This window comes from Pseudonocardia sp. P1, from assembly GCF_000178675.2.
Classification (GTDB): domain Bacteria; phylum Actinomycetota; class Actinomycetes; order Mycobacteriales; family Pseudonocardiaceae; genus Pseudonocardia.
In genome coordinates this window covers 1,561,986-1,581,905 of record NZ_ADUJ02000001.1, presented here as the reverse complement: position 1 = coordinate 1,581,905, position 19,920 = coordinate 1,561,986, and the positions used below count along the sequence as shown (strand labels likewise).

Annotated in this window: 21 protein-coding genes; 13 read left to right on the top strand and 8 right to left on the bottom strand. The window is 76.5% G+C overall.

All coding sequences use genetic code 11. The features are described from left to right. Positions 1-73: 73 nt before the first annotated feature. The gene (locus PP1_RS06850) at positions 74-949 is read left to right on the top strand and encodes a hypothetical protein (RefSeq protein WP_139323833.1); all 876 of its coding nucleotides are present in this window, start codon (positions 74-76) and stop codon (positions 947-949) included. A 7-nt stretch (positions 950-956) separates the two neighbouring features. On the opposite strand, the gene PP1_RS06845 is transcribed toward PP1_RS06850, so the two are convergent. Then, complete coding sequence (locus PP1_RS06845; protein WP_075314097.1) at positions 957-1,448, bottom strand: DinB family protein; 492 nt, start codon at positions 1,446-1,448, stop codon at positions 957-959. Between the two features lie 97 nt (positions 1,449-1,545). On the opposite strand from PP1_RS06845, the gene PP1_RS06840 reads away from it, so the two are divergent. From PP1_RS06840 to PP1_RS06830, 3 genes are read left to right on the top strand one after another with little or no spacing between them, the layout of a single operon-like run. Further along, positions 1,546-2,853 carry a DUF418 domain-containing protein gene (locus PP1_RS06840; RefSeq protein WP_075315016.1) on the top strand — a complete coding sequence of 436 codons (1,308 nt, stop codon included), beginning with the start codon at positions 1,546-1,548 and terminating at the stop codon, positions 2,851-2,853. Next, positions 2,850-4,151 (top strand): sensor histidine kinase, encoded by a 1,302-nt coding sequence (locus PP1_RS06835; protein ID WP_083697077.1) that lies wholly within the window; start codon positions 2,850-2,852, stop codon positions 4,149-4,151. The genes PP1_RS06840 and PP1_RS06835 overlap by 4 nt, the downstream gene beginning before the upstream one ends. 14 nt (positions 4,152-4,165) lie before the next feature. After that, complete coding sequence (locus PP1_RS06830; RefSeq protein WP_060576214.1) at positions 4,166-4,819, top strand: response regulator transcription factor; 654 nt, start codon at positions 4,166-4,168, stop codon at positions 4,817-4,819. A 24-nt stretch (positions 4,820-4,843) separates the two neighbouring features. Here PP1_RS06830 and mgtE read toward each other — a convergent pair whose 3' ends face one another. The 3 genes from mgtE to PP1_RS06815 form a co-directional block, all read right to left on the bottom strand. Continuing rightward, the gene (gene mgtE / locus PP1_RS06825; protein ID WP_010231051.1) at positions 4,844-6,232 is read right to left on the bottom strand and encodes a magnesium transporter; all 1,389 of its coding nucleotides are present in this window, start codon (positions 6,230-6,232) and stop codon (positions 4,844-4,846) included. 112 nt (positions 6,233-6,344) lie between these two features. Next, on the bottom strand, positions 6,345-7,349 hold the full coding sequence (locus tag PP1_RS06820) for a methyltransferase (protein ID WP_010231053.1): 1,005 nt from the start codon (positions 7,347-7,349) through the stop codon (positions 6,345-6,347). A gap of 64 nt (positions 7,350-7,413) precedes the next feature. Next, the gene (locus PP1_RS06815) at positions 7,414-7,899 is read right to left on the bottom strand and encodes a cupin domain-containing protein (RefSeq protein WP_157178966.1); all 486 of its coding nucleotides are present in this window, start codon (positions 7,897-7,899) and stop codon (positions 7,414-7,416) included. A 171-nt stretch (positions 7,900-8,070) separates the two neighbouring features. Here PP1_RS06815 and PP1_RS06810 point away from each other — a divergent pair, with 171 nt between their 5' ends. The 3 genes from PP1_RS06810 (at position 8,071) to PP1_RS06800 (ending at position 9,756) form a co-directional block, all read left to right on the top strand. Continuing rightward, the gene (locus PP1_RS06810; protein WP_010231059.1) at positions 8,071-8,391 is read left to right on the top strand and encodes a hypothetical protein; all 321 of its coding nucleotides are present in this window, start codon (positions 8,071-8,073) and stop codon (positions 8,389-8,391) included. Positions 8,392-8,467: 76 nt separating this feature from the next. Then, entirely contained in the window at positions 8,468-9,118 is a 651-nt protein-coding gene (locus PP1_RS06805; RefSeq protein ID WP_010231062.1) for a DsbA family protein, read from the top strand. Then, the gene (locus PP1_RS06800) at positions 9,115-9,756 is read left to right on the top strand and encodes a vitamin K epoxide reductase family protein (RefSeq protein WP_010231065.1); all 642 of its coding nucleotides are present in this window, start codon (positions 9,115-9,117) and stop codon (positions 9,754-9,756) included. The genes PP1_RS06805 and PP1_RS06800 overlap by 4 nt, the downstream gene beginning before the upstream one ends. Positions 9,757-9,849: 93 nt before the next feature. On the opposite strand, the gene tatA is transcribed toward PP1_RS06800, so the two are convergent. Both tatA and mgtA read right to left on the bottom strand, forming a co-directional pair. Then, a complete protein-coding gene (tatA, locus tag PP1_RS06795; protein ID WP_010231068.1) occupies positions 9,850-10,017 on the bottom strand; it encodes a twin-arginine translocase TatA/TatE family subunit in 168 nt (55 codons plus the stop codon). After that, on the bottom strand, positions 10,014-12,710 hold the full coding sequence (gene mgtA / locus PP1_RS06790; RefSeq protein WP_083697079.1) for a magnesium-translocating P-type ATPase: 2,697 nt from the start codon (positions 12,708-12,710) through the stop codon (positions 10,014-10,016). Before mgtA ends, tatA begins: the two co-directional genes overlap by 4 nt. Positions 12,711-12,795: 85 nt before the next feature. Between mgtA and PP1_RS06785 the strand changes: the two genes are divergently transcribed. The 3 genes from PP1_RS06785 to PP1_RS06775 all read left to right on the top strand — a co-directional run bounded on the left by PP1_RS06785 (position 12,796) and on the right by PP1_RS06775 (position 15,301). Then, complete coding sequence (locus tag PP1_RS06785) at positions 12,796-13,140, top strand: ArsR/SmtB family transcription factor (protein WP_227012650.1); 345 nt, start codon at positions 12,796-12,798, stop codon at positions 13,138-13,140. A gap of 194 nt (positions 13,141-13,334) precedes the next feature. Beyond that, a complete protein-coding gene (locus PP1_RS06780; RefSeq protein ID WP_075314098.1) occupies positions 13,335-14,645 on the top strand; it encodes an LCP family protein in 1,311 nt (436 codons plus the stop codon). A 41-nt stretch (positions 14,646-14,686) separates the two neighbouring features. Beyond that, the gene (locus PP1_RS06775) at positions 14,687-15,301 is read left to right on the top strand and encodes a DedA family protein (RefSeq protein WP_249265959.1); all 615 of its coding nucleotides are present in this window, start codon (positions 14,687-14,689) and stop codon (positions 15,299-15,301) included. Here PP1_RS06775 and PP1_RS06770 read toward each other — a convergent pair. Further along, complete coding sequence (locus tag PP1_RS06770; protein WP_010236256.1) at positions 15,292-15,480, bottom strand: hypothetical protein; 189 nt, start codon at positions 15,478-15,480, stop codon at positions 15,292-15,294. The two genes, PP1_RS06775 and PP1_RS06770, sit on opposite strands and share 10 nt — an antisense overlap. 165 nt (positions 15,481-15,645) lie before the next feature. Here PP1_RS06770 and PP1_RS06765 point away from each other — a divergent pair, with 165 nt between their 5' ends. After that, entirely contained in the window at positions 15,646-16,815 is a 1,170-nt protein-coding gene (locus tag PP1_RS06765; protein ID WP_075314099.1) for a glycosyltransferase, read from the top strand. 15 nt (positions 16,816-16,830) lie between these two features. On the opposite strand, the gene PP1_RS06760 is transcribed toward PP1_RS06765, so the two are convergent. Then, positions 16,831-17,382 carry a hypothetical protein gene (locus tag PP1_RS06760; RefSeq protein ID WP_010226487.1) on the bottom strand — a complete coding sequence of 184 codons (552 nt, stop codon included), beginning with the start codon at positions 17,380-17,382 and terminating at the stop codon, positions 16,831-16,833. Between the two features lie 148 nt (positions 17,383-17,530). Between PP1_RS06760 and PP1_RS06755 the strand changes: the two genes are divergently transcribed. Together PP1_RS06755 and PP1_RS06750 are read left to right on the top strand one after the other, a co-directional pair. Continuing rightward, complete coding sequence (locus PP1_RS06755; RefSeq protein WP_033198976.1) at positions 17,531-18,397, top strand: SAM-dependent methyltransferase; 867 nt, start codon at positions 17,531-17,533, stop codon at positions 18,395-18,397. 96 nt (positions 18,398-18,493) lie between these two features. Beyond that, positions 18,494-19,891, top strand: coding sequence for an aspartate aminotransferase family protein (locus PP1_RS06750; protein WP_010226491.1), 1,398 nt, complete (start codon positions 18,494-18,496; stop codon positions 19,889-19,891). The last annotated feature ends 29 nt before the right edge of the window (positions 19,892-19,920 follow it).

Genomic DNA, 19,920 nt, shown 5'->3' with positions numbered 1-19,920 from the left:
GATCCGTCCGTCCGGTGAGCCGGCCGAGCCGGTCGTGACCACCGACCCGGCACCGACGCTCCACGGTGGACCGATGCCGGTCGTCCCCGCCACGCCGTCCCGGACGGTGTCGCGGGCGGTGACGCTCGGTGTCGCGGGCGCGGTACTGGCCGTCGCGGGTGCGGCGGGCGGGGTCGCGGTCGCGGTCGCCGCCGCACGCCCGGACGGCGGCTGGCCGCAGCTCGGGACGCCGCCTGCCGTCGCGGACCCGCCGGCGGTCGACGGCGGCCCGCGCGCGGCGCCCGGTCCGGTCCCGGACGCGGTGGACCCGGGTGCCGTCGCCCGCCTCCCCGGCGCGGGAGATCCGTCGCGGCCGGTGGAGCCGGAGCGGCGGCCCGCCCATCGCGCCGCCGAGCCCGGTCCGGTCGCGCCGGGACCGGGTGCCGGTGCGCACCGCCCACCGGCTCCGGCGCCGGGTGCCGGGCCCGGCGGTGGTGTTCAGGCCCGACCGGGACCGGGCCCGGGCGCGCCGGCGCGACCCGCTCCGAGGCGGGGAGCGGCCCCCACCGTCCCGCCGGACACCGGGCCGGGGACGGCGCCCGGCACGGAGCCGGGGCAGGGGCAGCCGCCCGGAACGGGCACGGCACCCGGCACGGCCCCCGGCGCCGGCACGGCCCCGGGACCGGGCACGACTCCCGGTGCGGGGACGGAGCCCGGGTCCGGTTCCTCGCCGGGTGCGGGCACCGAGCCGGACCCCGGCACGGCGCCCGGGGCGGGCACGACGCCGGCCGGTCCGGCACCCGGGACGGGCACGACGCCGGGCACCGCTTCCGGTGGCGACGGTGCACCGGGGCAGCCGGCCGGGCCCGGGGGCTCCGGGGCCGACCCGGGCGGTCCGGGGGCGGCGCCGACGGCACCACCGGACCCGGCCCGGCGCACCGGGTCCCCGGTCCCCGCCGGCTCGGGGTGACGGTCGATCACCCCGCCCGGTCGGCGGCGAGCACCTGTTCCCGCAGGATGTCCGCGTGCCCGCAGTGGTGGGCCAGCTCTCGCAGCACCTGCAGGTGCAGCCAGCGCACCGTGATCGGCCGCCCGCGGCCGTGCACGGTGTCGTCCAGCGACAGTTCGGCGACGGCGGCGCGGGACCGCTCGGCCACCGCGCGGTAGCGGGCGCGGACCGCGGCCACGGTGTCGTCGTCGGTGAACTCGAAGGAGTCCTCGACCGACTCCGGGATGCCGAGCTCCGCCCGCGTCGCCCCGGTCACGGCCTGTCCGAACCAGACCGTCTCGACGAACGCCGCGTGCCCGACCAGTCCCAGCAGCGTCGTCCGGGACGGGACGAGCCGGCGGCGGGCCTGCTCCTCGGTCAGCCCGTCGAGGGAGGCGTCGAGGAGGGCGCGGTACTCGTCGAGGAAAGCGGTGAGCTGGGCGCGTTCGGCGCCGTCCTGGACGGCGAACGGGCTGGTCATGAGGTCACAGCCTAGGGGGCCTCATGCCGTGGTCGGACGCGGGAATCCGTCCCGGCTCCGACGCGGCCGGCCGGGCCGGGACGCCATCGTCGACACCATGACCACGACCGAGTCCCCCACCGAGCCGTCCGGCATAGCCGCCGTCGGCCGTTTCCCGGCGGTCCCGGCACCGCGCCCGGCACGGGCGCCCACCGCACCGGCCCCGTGGCGGACCGGCCGCCGGTCCGGCGCGTCCGGCCGGGAGCGGCTGGCGGGCGTCGACGCCGCCCGCGGCCTCGCCGTCCTCGGGATGATCGTCGCCCACGTCGCGGCCGCGGAGGCGACCTCCACGCTCTGGACCCTGGTGAACGGCCGCGCGGCCGTCCTGTTCGGAGTGCTCGGCGGCGTGTCGCTCGCGCTCATGGCGCGGTCCGCGCTGCGCTCCGGCGATCCCCGTGACCGGGCCGCGCTGCGCCGCCGGGTCGCCGTGCGCGCCGTCCTGCTGATCGTGCTCGGTGTCGTCCTCGCCGCGGTGAGCACCGGACCGATGGTGATCCTGGCCGTCTACGGCGTCGAGTTCCTGCTGGTGCTGCCGCTGCTGTTCGCCGGGGCGCGGACGCTCGCCGTCACCGCCGCGGTGTGGGCGGTCGCCGGGCCGCTGCTGTCGTTCGCCCTGCGCTCGGTGCTGCCGGGGCCGACCACCGCGGACGGCGGCACCATCCTCGGCGGGGTGCTGCAGGCGTCCGACCTCACCTCGGGCGCCGGCCTGGTCCGGGCCGTCGACGTGCTGCTGCTCTCGGGTGCCTATCCCGTGCTGACCTGGATGCCGTTCCTGCTGCTGGGCATGGCGATCGGCCGGCTCGACCTGCGCGCCGCCGCCGGCAGGCTGGTCGCCGGGGGCCTCGTCGGCGCCACGATCGGGTACGGAGGATCATGGCTCGCCGTGGACGTGCTCGGCGGGCGGCAGGCGCTGCTGGGCAGCGTCGCGCCCGTCGCCGACCGGCTCGGCATGCCGCCGGAGGCCGCGCTCGAGATCCTGGGTTCGTCGTCGTACGGCACGGTCGCGACGACGACGCCGGCCTGGCTGCTCGTCGCTGCTCCGCACAGCGGCAGCCCGTTCGACGTCGTCGGGGCGGCCGGGGTCGCCGTCGCGGTGCTCGGGCTGTGCCTGCTCGTGGCCCGCGCCGTCCCGGCGCTGCTCGTGCCGCTCGCCGCGACCGGCTCGCTGGCGCTGACCGTCTACGCCGGACACATCGTGGTGCTGACCCTGGCCGGCGGCGCACCGGAGACCTCGCCGTGGGCCGTCACCGCCGTGTTCTGCGCGGTCGCGGTCCTCTTCGCCGCCGGCTGGCGGGGGCTGGCCGGTCGCGGCCCGCTCGAACAGGTCGTGCACGCCGTCTCGGCGCGCGCCGGAGGTGCCCGGTGACCGCCGCGTTCCGGACCCTGCGCCGCTACCTGAACGACATCGGCCGCCCCTCGTCGGCGGAGGAGCCCACGCTCGTCGAACGGTTCGTCGTGCTCTGCCGGCGCAACCCCGTCGTCGTCGACGCGGTGCTCGCCGCGCTGCTGATCGGCGTCGCGGTCAGCTGGACGTTCGAGGGCAAGGTCATGACCTCCCAGCGGACGGCCGCCCTCGTCGTCGCGGTCCTCGCCGCCGCGCCGGTGGTGTTCCGGCGCGCGTACCCGATCCCGGCGGCGGTGGCGACGGCGGTCGTCGCGACCGTCTGCACGGTCGCGCTGCCGGGGACGCTCGCCGCGTTCCTGCTCCCGGCGCTCGTGATGGGGTACTCGGCGGTGGCCTACGGGCCCCGCTGGGCGGGCCCCGTGGCCGTGCTCCTGCTCCTCGCGGGGATGTTCGGGCCGTTCCTGCTGCGGGGGGCCGTCCCGCAGATGGGACTGCTCGGCATGGCCGTGGTCGGTGGCTACATGCTGCTGGTCGCGATCGGCGTCTGGCTGACCGGCTCGCTGCGCCGGGCGTCGTTCCGGCACACCGAGGGTCTGCGCGACCGGGCCCGGTTGCTGGAGGAGAGCCGCCGCCAGGAGGTCCGGATCGAGCTGCTCGCCGAGCGCTCGCGGATCTCCCGGGAGGTGCACGACGTCGTCGCGCACTCCCTGTCCGGCATCATCGCCCAGGCCGACGGCGGCCAGTTCGCCGCGCAGCGGGACCCGCAGAAGGCGGTCGACGTGCTCGCCGGGATCGCCGACACCGGCCGCGAGGCGCTCGCCGACGTCCGCGGGCTGCTGGAGATGCTGCGCGACACCGGCCCCGACGACCCGGCCGACAGCACCACCGACACCGCAGGCCGCCCGCAGCCCGGCACCGACGACGTCCCGGCGCTGGTCGAGCAGGTCCGCGCCGGCGGCCTCCCGGTCGACCTGGAGGTCACGGGCACGCCGCGGACCGTCCCCACCGGCCCCGGCCTGACCGCCTACCGGGTGGTCCAGGAGGCCCTCACCAACGTGATCAAGCACGCCGGTCCCGGCACACCCACCCACGTCCGTCTGGAGTGGAGCACCGACGAGCTGGCCGTGCGCGTCCGCGACGAGGGTGCCCGCGGCCCCGTGCCGCGCCCGCCCCGCGGCGGGCACGGCCTGACCGGGATGCGCGAGCGGGCCGCCCTGCACGGCGGCTCGGTCGAGACCGGGCCGCACCCCGACGGCGGCTGGTCCGTCCGGCTGCGGCTCCCGGTGCCCCCGTCGACACCCACCCGAGGAGAACGGTGAACCCTGTCCGCCTGATGCTGGTCGACGACCAGGAGCTCGTCCGCGCCGGATTCGCGATGGTGCTCGACTCGTGCGACGACCTGACCGTCGTCGCGCAGGCCGGGGACGGTGAGCAGGCGCTCGCCGAGCTCGACCGGACCGCGGTCGACGTCGTGCTGATGGACGTGCGCATGCCGCGCCTCGACGGGATCGAGGCGACCCGGCGGGCGCTGGCCGCGCATCCCGGGCTGAAGGTCGTCGTGCTGACGACGTTCGACCTCGACGAGTCGGTGACGGCCGCGATCGGGGCCGGGGCCAGCGGGTTCCTGCTGAAGGACGTCAAGCCGCAGGGCCTGATCGACGCGGTGCGGACGGTCCACAGCGGCGACTCGGTGATCGACCCGGTGTCGACGCGCCGGCTGCTGCGGGCGACCGCGCCGCTGCTGTCCGCGCCGGAGCCGGCCGCCGCGGCGCCCGACGCGGCGGCCGCGCTCGCCGATCTCACCCCGCGCGAGCGGGAGGTGCTGAACCTGGTCGGCGACGGCCGGTCCAACGCCGAGATCCAGCAGGACCTGGTCGTGTCGGAGGCGACGGTGAAGACGCACATCGGCCACCTGCTGGCGAAGACCGGCTCCCGGGACCGCGTCCAGCTGGTGGCACTGGCCTTCCGCGCCGGCCTGGTGAGCTGACCCCGCCCGGCGCGCGGCCGGGCGTCAGAACTGCAGGACCAGGTGGGCCACGGAGAAGTAGATGACCAGGCCGGTCGCGTCGACCAGGGTCGTCACCGCGGGGGCGGACACCACCGCGGGATCGATGCCCAGCCGGCGCGCGACCAGCGGCATCGTCGCCCCGATCGTCGCCGCCCAGGCGCAGATCGCGACCAGCGAGATCCCGACGACGAGCGCGATCTGCGCCCCCACGAGCGCGGTGCCGATCACCAGCCCCGCCAGGGCCAGCATCGTGCCGAGCGCGGCGCCGACCCGGGCCTCGCGCCACATCACCGTGAGCACGTCCGACGGCCGGACCTCGCCGACGGCGAGCGCGCGCACGCTCGCCGTCGCGGCCTGGGCGCCGGCGTTCCCACCGGTGCCGATCAGCAGCGGCACGAACAGCGCCAGTGCCGTGACCTGGGCGAGTGTGTCCTCGAAGTACTGCAGGACGTTCACCGTGAGCGTGGCCGCCACCAGGAGCAGGAGCAGCCAGACGATCCGGGAGCGGGCCAGCGACAGCACGCCGACGGTCATGTAGTGCCCGGACCACGGGGCCGCGCCGGACTGCCGTGCGACGTCCTCGGAGTCGGCCCGCTCCAGCTCCTCCACCGCGTCGTCGATCGTGAGCAGGCCCAGCAAGCGGTCCTCGCCGTCGACGACCGGGAGCGCGATCCGGTCCGAGTCGCCGAGCAGCCGGGCGGCGTGCTCCCCGGTGTCGGTGGCGCGCACCGTGGGGGTGCCGGTCTCGACGAGGTCGGCGAGCGGCGTCTCCGGCGTGCTGAGCACGAGCTCGCGGAGCGTGACGACACCCTCCAGCACCCGGCCCGGCCCGACGACCGGCAGCGTGTAGACGGTCTCGGCGTTCCGCCCGGCCCGGCGCACCCGGGCCAGCGCCTCGGTGACGGTGCCGCCGGAGTGCAGGCTCACCGTCTCGGGCGTCATGAGCCGGCCGGCGGACCCGGCCGGGTAGCCGAGCAGCGCGGCGGTCGCCCGGCGCCGGTCCGGGGCCAGCCCGGCGAGCACCCGGTGCGCCACCGACGCCGGCATCTCGCCGAGCAGCCGGGCGCGGTCGTCGGGGTCGAGGCCCTCGACGAGTTCCGCCACCCGGTCCTCGCGCATCCCGTCGAGCACCCGCTGGGCGGTCACCGCGTCGAGCTCTTCGAACGCGGCGGCCGCGGTGTCCTTGTCCAGCAGCCGGAACAGGACCCCGGCGTCGGCCTCGTCGCACCGCGCCAGCGTCTCGGCGAGGTCCCGGGGGGTCAGGTCCCCGGCCCCGGCGGCGATGGCCGGGAGGTCACCCGCGCGCAGCGCACCGGCGAGCCGGGGATGATCCGGGATCGCGTCCCGGGCGGCCCGTTCGGCCTGCGTGCGCGTCGTGGTCGTCGCGTCCATCTCTCCACCTCCCCGGCTGCGGCGACGGGCCCGGCAGGGGCCCGCCAGATACATTGGGTACAGCAACAATCCTACTTCGACGCAAGTGTCCCGCAGTCGGCGGTGGCCGGCCTCACCGGGGGCGGGCGTCGATCACGCTGCGCGGGCCGGTGGTCGGGACGACCGCCTCGACCCGGAAGCCGGTGTCGTCCAGCAGCTCCGCGTACTCCCGGGCGGTGCGCTCCCGGCCGCCGGTGCCGACGAGCATGTGCAGGTCGTAGAGGGCGGGTCCGGGCTCGCCGGGGGCGTCGTCGGGCAGCAGCTGCTCGAGGATCAGCACCCGGGCGTCCGGGCCGGTGGCGACCCGCACCGTACGCAGCAGCGCGCGGCACTCGTCGTCGGTCCAGTCGTGCAGGACGAACGAGAGCAGGTAGACGTCCGCACCGCCGGGGACGGCCTCGAAGAAGTCGCCGAGCATCACGTCGCAGCGGCTCGCGAGCCCCGCCGCGGTGAGCTCGTCGTGCGCCCGCTGGGCGACGTCGGGCAGGTCGAGCAGCATGCCGCGGCACGACGGCCGTGCGGTCAGCACGTGCCGCAGCAGCGCGCCCGTCCCCCCGCCGAGGTCGACGACGGTGCTGCCGTCCGGGACGTCGTAGGCGTCGACGAACGCGGCCCCCGCCTCGTCGACGAGGCCGCGCTGGGTGACGTCGTAGAGCGCGCCCAGCTCGGGCCGGTGGGTGAGGTGCCCGAAGATCGGCCGCCCGGTCACCCGCCGGCACGCCTGCTCGCCGGTGCGGACCGACTCGGTCAGGTCGTCCCACAGCGGGCGCCACAACCGGGAGGTGAGCAGTGCCCTGGCGTGCGCACCGCCCGGTGCGTCGCGGCGCAGCGCCCCGCCCAGCTCGGTGTCCGCCCACCGGCCGTCCGGCTCGCGGGCGCACAGGCCGAGCGTGGCGAGCGCGCGCAGCAGCCGGTCGAGCGTCGGCGGGTGCGCGCCGGTCTCCGCGGCCAGCTCGTCGACGCCGGCGGGCCCGCGGGCCAGGACGTCCATGACGCCCAGCTCGGCGGCGGCGCAGATCGCGTCGGTGGTCCAGTGGGCCTGGACCATCCCGATCAGCCGGGTGGCGGCGGTGTCCATCGGAGCTCCTCACGGGTGCGGGGATCTTCTCCGTGGAAGTGTCCCCGGTCACACCGCGGGCGGCCTAGAACCCCGGGTGGTCGCGCAGGTTGACCTGGTCGCAGCTGCGCGCGAACGCGTCGACCTCGTCGTCGGTCGGTGGCTCGGCCCGCGCGGCGAACCCGGCCAGCCCGCGGAAGTAGCGCTCCCGCGGGGCGCCCGGCACGAAGAGGATCAGGAACCGGGCGTCGGAGTCCGGGCCGGTCCGGAACGCGTGCACCCCGTGCGCCGGGACGTGCACGAGATCGCCGGGGCCGGCCTCCGTCCAGTCCGACCCGGTCATGATCCGCAGCCGTCCGCCGATCACGTAGAAGCTCTCGGTGAAACCCGAGTGGTAGTGCGGCAGTGCGCCGGGGGAGTCCGCCGGGATCCACGACTCGAAGAGCCCGAAGCCACCGCCGACGGATCCGCCCGGCGCGGCGAAGCGGGTCCACGATCCGGTGGGGGAGGTGACCGCGCGCTCGGTGTCGGCGGCCGGACGCCACACGGCCGACGGTTCGGGGAAGCTCACGCCCACCGACGGTAGCCGCCCGACGACCGGGCGTCGGCACGCGACCACCGGTCCGGGCCCGGATCGGGGCGATGGGGGAGCGGCGACCCCTCTGAGCTGCGTCGGTATCGTCGTGCCCGCGGCCGGAACGCGTCCCGCCGCGGTCCGTCGGCGAGGAACGAGGTGAGGTGCGTGCGCGTCCTCGCGTCGTTGCTGCTCCTGCTCGTGGCCCTGGTGGTCTGTGCGGGGCCGGCCGCGGCCGCGGCGACGCACCACGCGGAGCACGTCCGGGCCGTCGAGTGCCCGTACCAGACCCCGACCACGCTGCACGTCGGCGACTCGGAGCAGGTCCCCCGGCGGGACGGCGACGATCCCCCGTCGCCGGCCGCCCTGCCGGTGACGCCGGTCGCCGCCGTCCCGGCGGGCCACGCCGACACCGACCCGTCGCCACCCCCGGAGCGGACGCTGCTCGGGCCGTCGCCGGTCGAGCAGCTGTGCGTGGACCGGAACTGACCGGGAGGGAACGTCCCGCGTCCCCAGTACCCGTGATCCCGGCTCCGTGCCGGAGCCCCGTGGAGGAGCCCTCCCCATGACCCGCAATGTCAAGATCTCGCTGTTCGTCGTCGGTGCGTTCGCGCTCCTGGTGGCGGCACTGCTGTTCGTCAACCGCCCCGACGCCCCCACGGGGAGCGCCGGCGGCGAGGTGTCCGCCGACGCGCTCGCCCCGGCCGACGCGCCGCGGCTGAACGACGCCCCGGGCGCCCAGGTGACCCTCGTCGAGTTCCTCGACTTCCAGTGCCCCGGCTGCGGCCAGCTCCAGCCGATCATGAGCCAGCTGGTGCAGCAGTACGGCGACCGCGTCGAGTTCGTCGTCCGGGACTTCCCGCTGCCGATCCACCCCAACGCCGAGCAGGCCGCCGTCGCCGCCGAGGCCGCGCACCAGCAGGGCAAGTTCGTCCCGATGTACGAGAAGCTCTTCCAGAACCAGCAGAACTGGTCCGAGCAGCCCGACCCGACGGCGATCTTCCGCGGCTACGCCGACGAGATCGGCCTCGACGGAGCCGCCTACGACGCCGCCGTCGCGAACCCGGCGACCCTGGAAGCGGTGCAGGCCGAGAAGGCGGCCGGTGAGGCCGCCGGCGTGCAGGGCACCCCGACCATCTTCGTGAACGGCGAGCAGGTGCAGGTGAGCTCGGTGCAGGACATCACCGACGCGCTCGACGCCGCGGTGAACCGGTGACGGCCGCGGCCATGACCGAGGAGATCGACCGGGTGCCCGGCGGGCCCGTGGCCGGCGGCGTCCCCGGCCCGGTGCCGCGGGTCCTGCCGTGGCTGCTGACGCTCGGCGGCGCGCTCGGCCTGGTCGCCGCGTTCACGCTGACCGTCGAGCGCATCGAGCTGCTGCTGGACCCGGGGTACACGCCGTCCTGCAGCATCAACCCGGTGCTGTCCTGTGGGTCGGTCATGCAGACCGAGCAGGCGGCGTTCTTCGGGTTCCCGAACCCGCTGCTCGGGATCGGCGCCTTCGCCGTCGTCGTGACGGTCGGGGCCGCGCTGCTCGCCGGGGTCCGCTTCCCGGCGTGGTGGTGGGCCGGACTGACCGCGGGGGCGGCGCTCGGCGTCGTCTTCGTGCACTACCTGATCGTCCAGAGCCTGTACGAGATCGGGGCGCTCTGCCCGTACTGCATGGTCGTCTGGGCCGTGACGATCCCGATCTTCTGGTACTCGGCACTGGCGGCGCTGGACCGCAGCGGCGCGGCCCGCGGGCTCTACGAGGGCCTGCGCCGCTACCACGCGGTGCCGGTCGTCCTCTGGTTCCTGGTGATCATCGGCCTGGCGCTCCAGCGGTTCTGGATCTACTGGTCCAGCCTGCTCTGAGCCGCGTCCCGCCGGGACGCACCCCGTCACGGCGCGGCGCACCCCACGCGACGGGTGCGCCGCCCCGCGGAGGGGTGCGCGGCCAGTGTGGGGTCAGCGGTCGGTGTGGTCGGTGTGGTTCTCCTCGGCGGACAGTTCCGTCTTGAGGATCCGGCTCGAGCGACCTACGGAGCGGGCGAGGTCGGGCAGCTTCTTCGCGCCGAACAGCAGCACGAGCACCAGCAGCACGATCAGCAGCTGGGTCGGTCCGGGTGGGGTCATGGGACACCGTCCTTCTCCGCCGGGGCGATCCCCAGCACGTGACGTAGGTAGAGCGGCCGCGTCGCGGCCACGCACAGCAGGAACGGCGGCACGACGGCCGCCAGCAGGGGCCACACCGCGGGCGGCGGTGCGGCCATCCCGAACACCGGGGCGAGCGGGGTGAAGGGCAGCGCCACCCCCGCGACGACGACCGCCGCGACGGTGAGCACCACCGCGCGGACCGGGCGTCCGGCCCGGGTCCGCAGCAGGAGCAGCACCAGCACCTGGGACAGGACGCCCTCGACGAACCAGACCGCCTGGAAGACCGCCTGCTCCTGTGGGGTGTCCAGGCCGAGGAAACGCCACACCGCCCAGAACGTGACCAGGTCGAACGCCGAGGACAGCGGCCCGAGGACCGCCATGAACCGCAGCATGCCGCGGGTGTCCCAGGTCCGGGGCCGGGCGGTCCAGCCCGGCTCGACCCGGTCGAACGGCAGCGACAGCGCGGCCACCCCGAACAGCACGCTCTGCAGCACCAGCTGCGCGGGCAGGAGCGGGAGGAACGGCAGCACCGCCGAGGCGACGACCACCGACAGCGCGTTGCCGACGTTCAGTGCGGCGGTCACCGTCAGGTAGCGGGTGGCCCGCCCGAGGGTGCGCCTGCCCTCCTCGACGGCGGCGACGACGGCGTCCGGGCCCCGGCCGGTGAGCACGATGTCGGCGGCCGCGCGGGCGGCGGGCACGGCGCCGTCGACCCCGATCCCGACGTCGGCGGTGCGCAGCGCGCCGACGTCGTTGACGCCGTCGCCGAGGAAGCCGACGGTGTGGCCGCGTGCCTGGAGCGCCGCGACGACCCGCTCCTTCTGCAGTGGGGCGAGCCGGGCGAACACGGTGGTCCGCTGCACCGCGCGGGCCAGCGCGACGTCGTTGAGCGCGTCGAGGGCGGCGCCGTCGAGCACCCCGTCGACCGCGATCCCGGCCCGCTCGCAGACCTGCTCGGCGACGACCGGGTCGTCCCCGGTCAGCACCTTCACCTCGACGCCCTGCTCGCGGAACCGCGCCACCGCGCGCGCGGCGGACGCGCGGACCGGATCGACCAGCCCCACGAACCCGAGCAGCAGCAGGTCCTGCTCGGGGTCCGGGTCGTGCGCGGCGATCCGCCGGGTGGCGACGGCGACGACCCGCATCCCGCGGGCGCGGTGGCCGTCGGCGGCGTCGGCCGCGGCGGCGCGCAGCGAGCGGGTCAGGGGTTCGGCGGAGCCGTCGCGGACCGCGTGCGAGCAGCGGGGGAGGACGGTGTCCGGGTCGCCGCGCACGATCACGAGCTCACCGGGGTCGTGCGCGTCGCGCAGCACGACGGCCGCGCGGCGCCGTGCGTGGTCGAACGGCAGCTCGTCGACCCGGGTGAGCAGCCCCTGCGCGAGCTCCGCCGACCCGTCCCGGCCCGCACCGGCCAGCGCGTCGTCGATGCCGTCGCGCGGGGTGGCCTGGAACCGGACGGCGACGGCCGCGGTGTCGCCGGGTGCGGGATCGGGCCGCCCGTCGACGTCGACCGAGTGCGTGAACACGACCCGGTCCTCGGTGAGCGTGCCGGTCTTGTCCAGGCAGGCGACGTCGATCGCCCCGAGGTCGTGGATCGCGTCCGGCCGGGTCACCAGCACACCGGACTCGCGCAGCCGGGCGGCGCCGCGCAGCAGCGTCGTCCCGACGATCAGCGGGAGCAGCTCCGGCGCCAGCCCGACGGTCACGGCGACGGCGAACAGCAGGGCCTGCCGCGGGTCGCCGGACACCGAGCCGTTGACGACCACGACCAGCGGTGCGGCGACCAGCATGCAGCGCACCAGCGTCCAGCTCACCGCGCGGACGCCCCGGTCCACCGCGGACGACGGCCGCGGCCGGTGCGCCCGGCCGCCGAGCTCCTCGGCGTGCGTGCGGGACCCGGTGGCGAGCACGACCGCGGTCGCCTCGCCCCGGGTGACGGTGCCACCGGCCGGGAGCAGCGACGGGATCGCCGTCACCGGAGGGACCGTGGCCGGCCGGTCGCGGAGCCGGCGCGGCGAGCGCTCCGGGGCCGACGGCGGCGCCTTCGGGACCGGCAGCAGCTCCCCGGACAGCGACGACTGGTCGACCAGCAGGTCCGTGGCGCGCAGCAGCCGCAGGTCGGCGGGCACCGGGTCGCCGGCCCGCAGGAGCACGACGTCGCCGGGCACCAGGTCCTCGGGCGGCACCTCGCTCTCCCGCGGGGACGAGCCGGCGGCGGGGCGCCTGCGCACCGTGACCGTCGTGCCGGCCCGGGCCCGCAGCACGCGCGCGGTGCGGTCGGCCCGGATCTCGTGCCACAGCCGCAGCCCGATCCCGAGCGCGGCGATCACCAGCACCAGCGCCGCGCTCCCGGCCTCGTCGGCGACGGCGAGCAGTGCACCGAGCACGGTCATCAGTCCGGCGAACGGGCTGGCCAGTGCGCGGCGCAGCCACACCGGCGGGCCGTGCCTGCGGTCGGCGGCGGGGACGTTCTCGCCGTGCTCGGCCAGGCGGAGCGCGGCGGTGTCCTCGGTGAGCCCGCGCCGGGACGTCTCGAGGCCGCGGAGCAGGGCGAACGCGTCGGCCTGTGCGTAGTGGCGCAGGGCGGCCTCGCCCGGGACCGGCGGGGGGCCGGGGCCGCGGCGCGGAGGGGGCGCGGCCCCGGCGGCGCCCGCCTCGGTCGTCCGGTCCATCGTGCTCCTCGGTCCCCGGGGCCGTGCCCGGACCCCGACCGGTACGGTAACAGTTGCGTAAGTATTGCAACTGTCTGGAGGTGTGGTGGACGAGGAGCTCCTCGAACCCGAGCTGCTGGCCGACGTGGCCGCGGCGTTCGGGATGCTCAGCGCGACCTCCCGGCTGCAGATCGTCTGGCTGCTCGCCGCGGGCCCCCACGACGTCGGCTCGCTGGCCACCGCGCTCGGCCAGCCGGTCGCCGCGGTCAGCCAGCACCTGGCCAAGCTGAAGCTCGCCGGGCTCGTGCGGGCCCGGCGGGAGGGCCGACACCAGATCTACGTGATCGACGATCCCGGCGTGGTCGAGACGGTGCACGCGGTCGTCGCGGCACAGCGGGCACGACGCCGCCCCGACGCCGGAGGCGCCGGCCGGGCCCGGGGGAGTGCGTGACCCCGCCCCGCCCGCCGCGGCGCGACCCCCGCGGCGCGGTGCCGCCGGGCCCGCCGCCGGCCCGTCCGCCCGGCCCGCCGCCGGGCACCCCGCCGGCCCGTCCGCCCGGCCCGCCGCCGGGCACCCCGCCGAGGCGATCCGCCGAGCGCCCCGGACGGCCCCGCCCGCCCCGCCGCCCTCCGGCAGCGCCCCCCGTGGACCCGACCCGCCGGACCACCCCGCTCGCCCCGGTCGGGGCGGTCGCACCGGGCGGGCCGGTCGCGCCGTGGCCGCGGGCGGGGGACCGGCCGCCGTCGCGCCCGTCGCGGGCCCGGCGCTGGGTCGCGGCACTGTCCGCGTCCGTCCTGCTCGCCACCGGCGCGGCCTGGTCGGTGCTGGGCGGCGACGGCGGGCTGGTCACCGCCGATATCACCGGCGACACGGTGGCCGACGGCGCCACCGACATCCTGCTGGTCGGCAGCGACTCCCGGGTGGACGCCCGCGGCAACCCGCTGCCCCGCGAGGTGCTCGACGCGCTCGACGCCGGTGACGCCGACGGTCAGGCCAACACCGACACCCTCATGCTCGTCCGGATCCCGGACGACCCGTCGCTCGGCGCGTCCGCGGTCTCCATCCCGCGCGACGCCTGGGTCGACGTCCCGGGCCTCGGCATGCACAAGATCAACTCTGCGCACGCCCGCGGCGCCGCCGTCGCCCGGCCCGGCCTGAGCGGGCAGGGCCTGTCCGGGGCCGATCTCGAACGCGAGGCGAACGCGGCGGGCAGCCGCACGCTCGTCGCGACCGTGGAGGAGCTGACCGGCGTCTCCGTCGACCACTACGCCCAGGTCAACCTCGCCGGGTTCGCCGAGATCACCCGCGCGCTCGGAGGAGTGCCCGTCTGCCTGCGCGAACCCGTCCGGGACCGGTACTCCGGTGCCGACTTCGCCGCGGGCCCGCAGACGGTGGAGGGCGCGCAGGCACTGCAGTTCGTCCGGCAGCGGCACGGGCTGCCGGGCGGGGACCTGGACCGGGTCCGGCGCCAGCAGGCGTTCCTCGCCGGGCTCACCCACCGGCTGCTCTCGGCCGGGACGCTGGCCGATCCCACGGCCGTCGCCGGGCTGCTGCGTGCGGTCAACGGCGCCGTCGTCCTCGACCAGGGGTGGGACCTCACCTCGATGATCGCGCACGCGAGCCAGCTGCGCGGCGACCGCGTCGAGTTCCGGACGATCCCGACCGGCCGCGCCGACTACCGCACCGGCAGCGAGGGCGTCGCCGTGCAGGTGGACCCGGCCGAGGTCACCGCCTTCCTGGCGGACCCCACCGACCCCGCGGCGCCCGGCGAGGACCCGGACGGGGACGGCACCGGTGCCACGCCCGAGGCCGCCGTCGGCGACGACCCGGCCCCGGCCGAGGACTCCGGCACGACGGGCGCCGCCGCCCCGCTCGGGTCGCCGGACCCGGCCGCGCCACCCGCGAGCGTCCCGCCCCCCGACCTGACCGCCGACGGCGTTCCCTGCGTCGACTGAAGGAGCCTCCCATCTCCGAGATCATCGAGTTCCTCACGTCCGTGCCGCTCTGGGTGGTGGTACTCGTCGCGGGCCTGGTCACGCTCGGGGAGACCACGCTCGGAGTCGGCCTCCTCCTGCCCGGCGAGACCGTCCTGATCGCGGCGGCGATGGCCGTCCCGGACGTGCCGGCGGCCGTGCTGGTCACCGGCGTCGTCGCCGTCGCGGCGGCCGGTGGCGACACCATCGGCTACGCGATCGGACGACGGTTCGGGTCCCGGCTGCGCGAGTCCCGGCTGATCGGTCGGATGGGCCGCGACTCGTGGGACGACGCCGCCCGCACCCTGCGCCGACACGGCTCCTGGGCCGTGCTGTGCGCCCGCTTCCTGCCCGTGGTGCGCACGATGACGCCGGCCGCGGCCGGTGCGTCCGGGCTGCCGCTGCGGCGGTTCCTGCCCGCCGTCGCCGTCGGTGCGACAGCGTGGGCGGCGATGCACGTGACCGCCGGGTTCCTGCTGCGCGAGGCGGCGAAGGAGTTCGAGCACGCCTTCGGGCTGTTCGGCTGGATCGTCCTGGCGGTGGTCGTCGTGGCCGGGGTCGTGGCCTGGCGGGTCCGCCGGCGCCGCGCCGACGCCCGCCGGGCCGCCATCGAGGCCACGGCCTCCGCTCAGAAGTAGTCGTCGCCGTCCCGGCCCGCGTCGCGCTGCTGCTCGGCGACGTCGGCCGGGTCGGCCTCCGACGTGCTCATCGGGACGGCGCCGCCGGTCTCGGCGTCGGCCGGGTCCGGATCGGTCTCGAGGCGCTGCTCCCGTGCGTCGGTCGGGTCGGCCTCGGTGAAGGGGGTGTCGGGGCGCATCCGTCTCCTCTCGTCGTCCGTCCGGTCGGGGGGCGTACCCGGATCCGGGAGCGGGCATGCGCGCTGCTCCGGGTGGCGCCACCCGCTCGAACGGGTAGGGTCGGCCGTCCGACGCGTAGAGCCACCTGCGCGTGCCCGCATCGCGAGCACGACGAGGAGGCTTCCTTGCGTATCGCCATCGTCCGAACCCCCGAGGTGCCGGAGTACTGCGGCACCGGTCTCGTCGCGGCGGCGCTGGCCGCGGCCGGCCACCGGATCCGCGTCGTCACCGACCTCCCCGACGACCCCGCCCTCGTCCGGCCGGACGGCCCGGGCGACCTGCGGGTCGACACCCTCACCCCGGCCACGCTCACCGACGGCCTCGCGTCCGTCTGGGCGGCCGACCCGCCCGAGCTGGTGCACGCCGTCGGCCCGGCCGCCGCCCGGGCCGCGGGGACGACCGGCCTCCCGGTCGTCCTGTCCTACCCGGCCGGTGTCCCCGCCCGGTCCGGCGCCGACGACGACCCGCTGCCGGTCGGCCGCGCCCGGGTGCTGGCGGCCAGCGAGGACCAGCACACCGCGTTGCTGCGTCTCGGCGTCCCGCGGGCGGTGCTGCGCACCGTCCCGGCCTGCGTCGACACCGACGTCTTCACCCCGGAGGGGCCTGCCCTGCGCCGGGACGAGCACCCGCGGATCGTCACGCTCGGGTCGCTGGCCGACGGTGCGGGGGCGGGTGCGGCGATCCGCGCACTGGCCCGGGTGCCGGGTGCGGAGCTGCTCGTCGGCGGCGGCGCCATCGGCGACGACGCGGACCGCGCGCGGTTGTTCGCCGTCGCGGAGTCGGTGGGGGTCGCCGGGCGCGTCCGGTTCCTCGGCCCGGTCGGTGCCGCGACGGTGCCGCGGCTGCTGCGCTCGGCGGACGTCGTCGTGGCCGCCCCCGGGCACGACGTCCCGGTCGCCCCCGGGCTGCAGGCCATGGCGTGCTCGCGGCCCGTGGTCGCCGCCGGCGTCGGTGGTCTGCGCGACGCGGTCGTCGACGGCGTGACCGGACTGCACGTCCGGCCCGGCCGCGTCGACGACCTGGCGGTGGCGGTGCGCGAGATCCTCGCCGACGACGGGCTGCGGACCGGCTTCGGCATCGCCGGCCGGGACCGGGCGGTGTCGCGCTTCGACCGGTCCCGGATCGCGGACGCACTCACCGGGGTCTACACCGAGCTGCTGGAGGGGCGCGCCGCGACGCCGGAGACCGCGGGCGATGCCGATCCCGCCGACCTCCCGGACGCCGCGGAGTCCGAGGACCCCGTGGAGGCCGGTGCCGGGGCGGAGCGGCAGGAGCCGGTGGGCGCCACGGGCTGATCCGGGCCGGCGTCCTCAGTACCCGGACCCGGGCCGCGACCGGCCCGGGTCGTCGGGTTCCGCGGGCGGGACCGCGTCGACGGGGGCCACGTCGAACAGGGACCCACCGTCCGGCGCGTCGGGCGGGACGGCGGTGTCCGGCTCCGCACCGGGCACCACGAACGGTGCCGTCCCGAGCTCACCCGCCGCGTGCCGGTGCGGCCCGGACGAGCCGGGCTCGCGGATCACCTGGAAGTGCCCGGTGCGCCGGACCCGCTGGGCGAGCGGCACGCGGTGCCGGGGCAGCGCGACCAGCTTCCGGTGGATCCGGCGCAGCCCGGTCGCCAGCGCGAAGGTGACCGGCACCGCGACGATCACCTGCCACCACGCGGGGGCCCAGAAGTGGACGAGCCCCACGAACAGTCCGGCCAGCGCCACCGCGCACAGCCGCACGGACAGCACCTGGGCCCGCAGACGACGGCCCCGGGTGCTCTTGCGCAGCTCCGGGGCGGTCCGCGAGAGCAGCCACAGCAGGTAGAGCGCGAGGAGGCCCAGCGCGATGTACCCGGTGACCCGGCGGAGGTCCATCGCGTGGACTCGGGCCGCCCCCGGGGTGTGTTACGGGTCACCGCGCCCGACGGCTATGGGACCGGGTGTCCGGTACGTCCTCCGCCACGTGAGTGATCATCACGCGTTGACCTGAGCAATGCTAATGAACCGTCGTACGGTGATCGTCATGCGTACCGCCGACGATCAGTGGGACATCACCAGCAGCGTGGGCGCGACCGCTCTCGCGGTCGCCGCCGGGCGGGCCACCGAGACCCGCCGCACGGACCGGCTCGTGGACGATCCGCTCGCCCAGGCGTTCGTCGACGCCGCGGGGCACGGCGTCGACGTCCAGGGCGACCCGCAGGACCCCGACGACCTGTGGCGCCTGCAGGCCACCTACCAGGGCGTCCGGTCCCGGTTCTTCGACGAGGCCCTGCGCGGCGCGGGGACCGGCCAGGTCGTGCTGCTCGCCGCCGGCCTGGACGCCCGCGCACTGCGGCTCGACTGGCCGTCCGGGACGACCGTCTTCGAGGTCGACCAGCCGCGCGTCCTGGCCTTCAAGGACGGCGTGATCGCCGACGCCGGCCGGGCACCCACTGCGCGGCGGGAGACCGTCCCGGTGGACCTGCGGCACGACTGGCCGCTCGCGCTGACCGAGGCCGGGTTCGACCCGGCGCGCCCGACGGCGTGGCTGGCCGAGGGACTGCTGCCGTACCTGCCCGCCGACGCCGAACGGCTCCTGTTCGAGCGGGTCCACGCGTTGTCCGCGCCGGGCAGCCGGATCGCCGTCGAGCACTTCGGCGTCTCGATCGACCGGATCGTGTCCGACCCGCACTTCCGCGCTCTCTCCGAGCGGATGCTCGGCACCGACGTCCGCGAGCTCTTCTTCGACGAGCCGCGCAGCGAGGGCCCGGTCGAGTGGCTGCAGCGGCACGGCTGGACGGTCGGGTCGCGGCGGGCCGCCGACGTCGCCGCCGGCTACGGCCGCCCGCTCGACGGTGCCGTCGCGGCCTCGATGGGGCAGGTGGAGCTCCTCTCTGCCGACCTCGGGTGATCCCGCGGCCGGGCGGCGCGGGCCGCCCGGCTCGTATGCTTGCCCGCGGCCCACGGACGCCGGGACCCGCGTCCCCCGCGGAGCAAGGAGCGCCCCATGACCGCACTCGAGGACCCCACCGCCACCGGGACGTCGCAGGCCGCCCGGTCGGCGGGCCGGCACCTGTGGATGCACTTCGCCCGGATGCACGGCCGGGACGGGGCGAACCCGGTCCCGGTGATCACCCGGGGCGAGGGTGTGCACCTGTGGGACGACCGGGGCAGGCGGATCCTCGACGGTCTGGCCGGCCTGTTCGTGGTCCAGGCCGGTCACGGTCGTCGCGAGCTCGCCGAGGTGGCGGCGCGGCAGGCGTCGGAGCTGGCGTACTTCCCGGTGTGGGGCTACACCACCCCGCCCGCCGCGGAGCTGGCCGAGCGGCTCGCCCACCTGGCACCCGGGGACCTGAACCGGGTCTTCTTCACCTCCGGCGGCGGGGAGGCCGTGGAGAGCGCCTGGAAGGTCGCCAAGCAGTACTTCACGCTGCTCGGCAGGCCCGCCAAGCACAAGGTGATCAGCCGGGCGACCGCGTACCACGGCACCACCCACGGGGCGCTGGCGATCACCGGCCTGCCGGCGATGAAGAAGGACTTCGAGCCGCTCGCGCCCGGCGGGTTCCGGGTGCCGAACACCAACCTCTACCGGCACCCCGAGTTCGACGGCGACGCCGAGGCGCTGGGCCGCTGGGCCGCGGACCGGGTCGAGGAGGCGATCCTCTTCGAGGGCGCCGACACGGTCGCGGCCGTCGTCGTCGAGCCGGTGCAGAACTCCGGCGGCTGCCTGACCGCGCCGCCGTCGTACTTCGCGCGGCTGCGGGAGATCTGCGACCGCCACGACGTGCTGCTGGTCTCCGACGAGGTGATCAACGCCTTCGGCAGGCAGGGGCACCCGTTCGCCTGCGCGAAGTTCGGGTTCACCCCCGACATCGTCACCTGCGCCAAGGGCATGACGTCGGGTTACGGCCCGCTCGGCGCGATGATCGCCTCGGACCGGGTGATGGAGCCGTTCCTGGCCCCGGGGGTCACGTTCCCGCACGGCTACACCTGGGGCGGGCACCCGGTCTCGGCCGCCGTCGCGCTCGCGAACCTCGACCTGATGGAACGCGAGGACCTCTACGGCCGGGTCCTCGGCAACGCCGCGGGGTTCGAGACCACCCTGCGCAGGCTGCTGGACCTGCCGATCGTCGGTGACGTCCGTGGCGACGGCTACTTCTGGGCGATCGAGCTGGTCAAGGACCGGCAGACCCGGGAGACCTTCGACGCGGGGGAGCGGGAGCGGCTGGTCAAGCAGTTCCTGCCCGGCGCGCTGCTGGACAACGGGCTCTACTGCCGTCCCGACGACCGCGGCGACGTCGTCGTGCAGCTCGCCCCGCCGCTGGTCGCCGGGCAGGCCGAGTTCGACGAGATGGAGCAGATCCTGCGGCACACCCTCACCGAGGCGTGGTCGCTGGTCGGCTGAGGCCCCGGGCCGTGTCCCTGTTGTTCCCG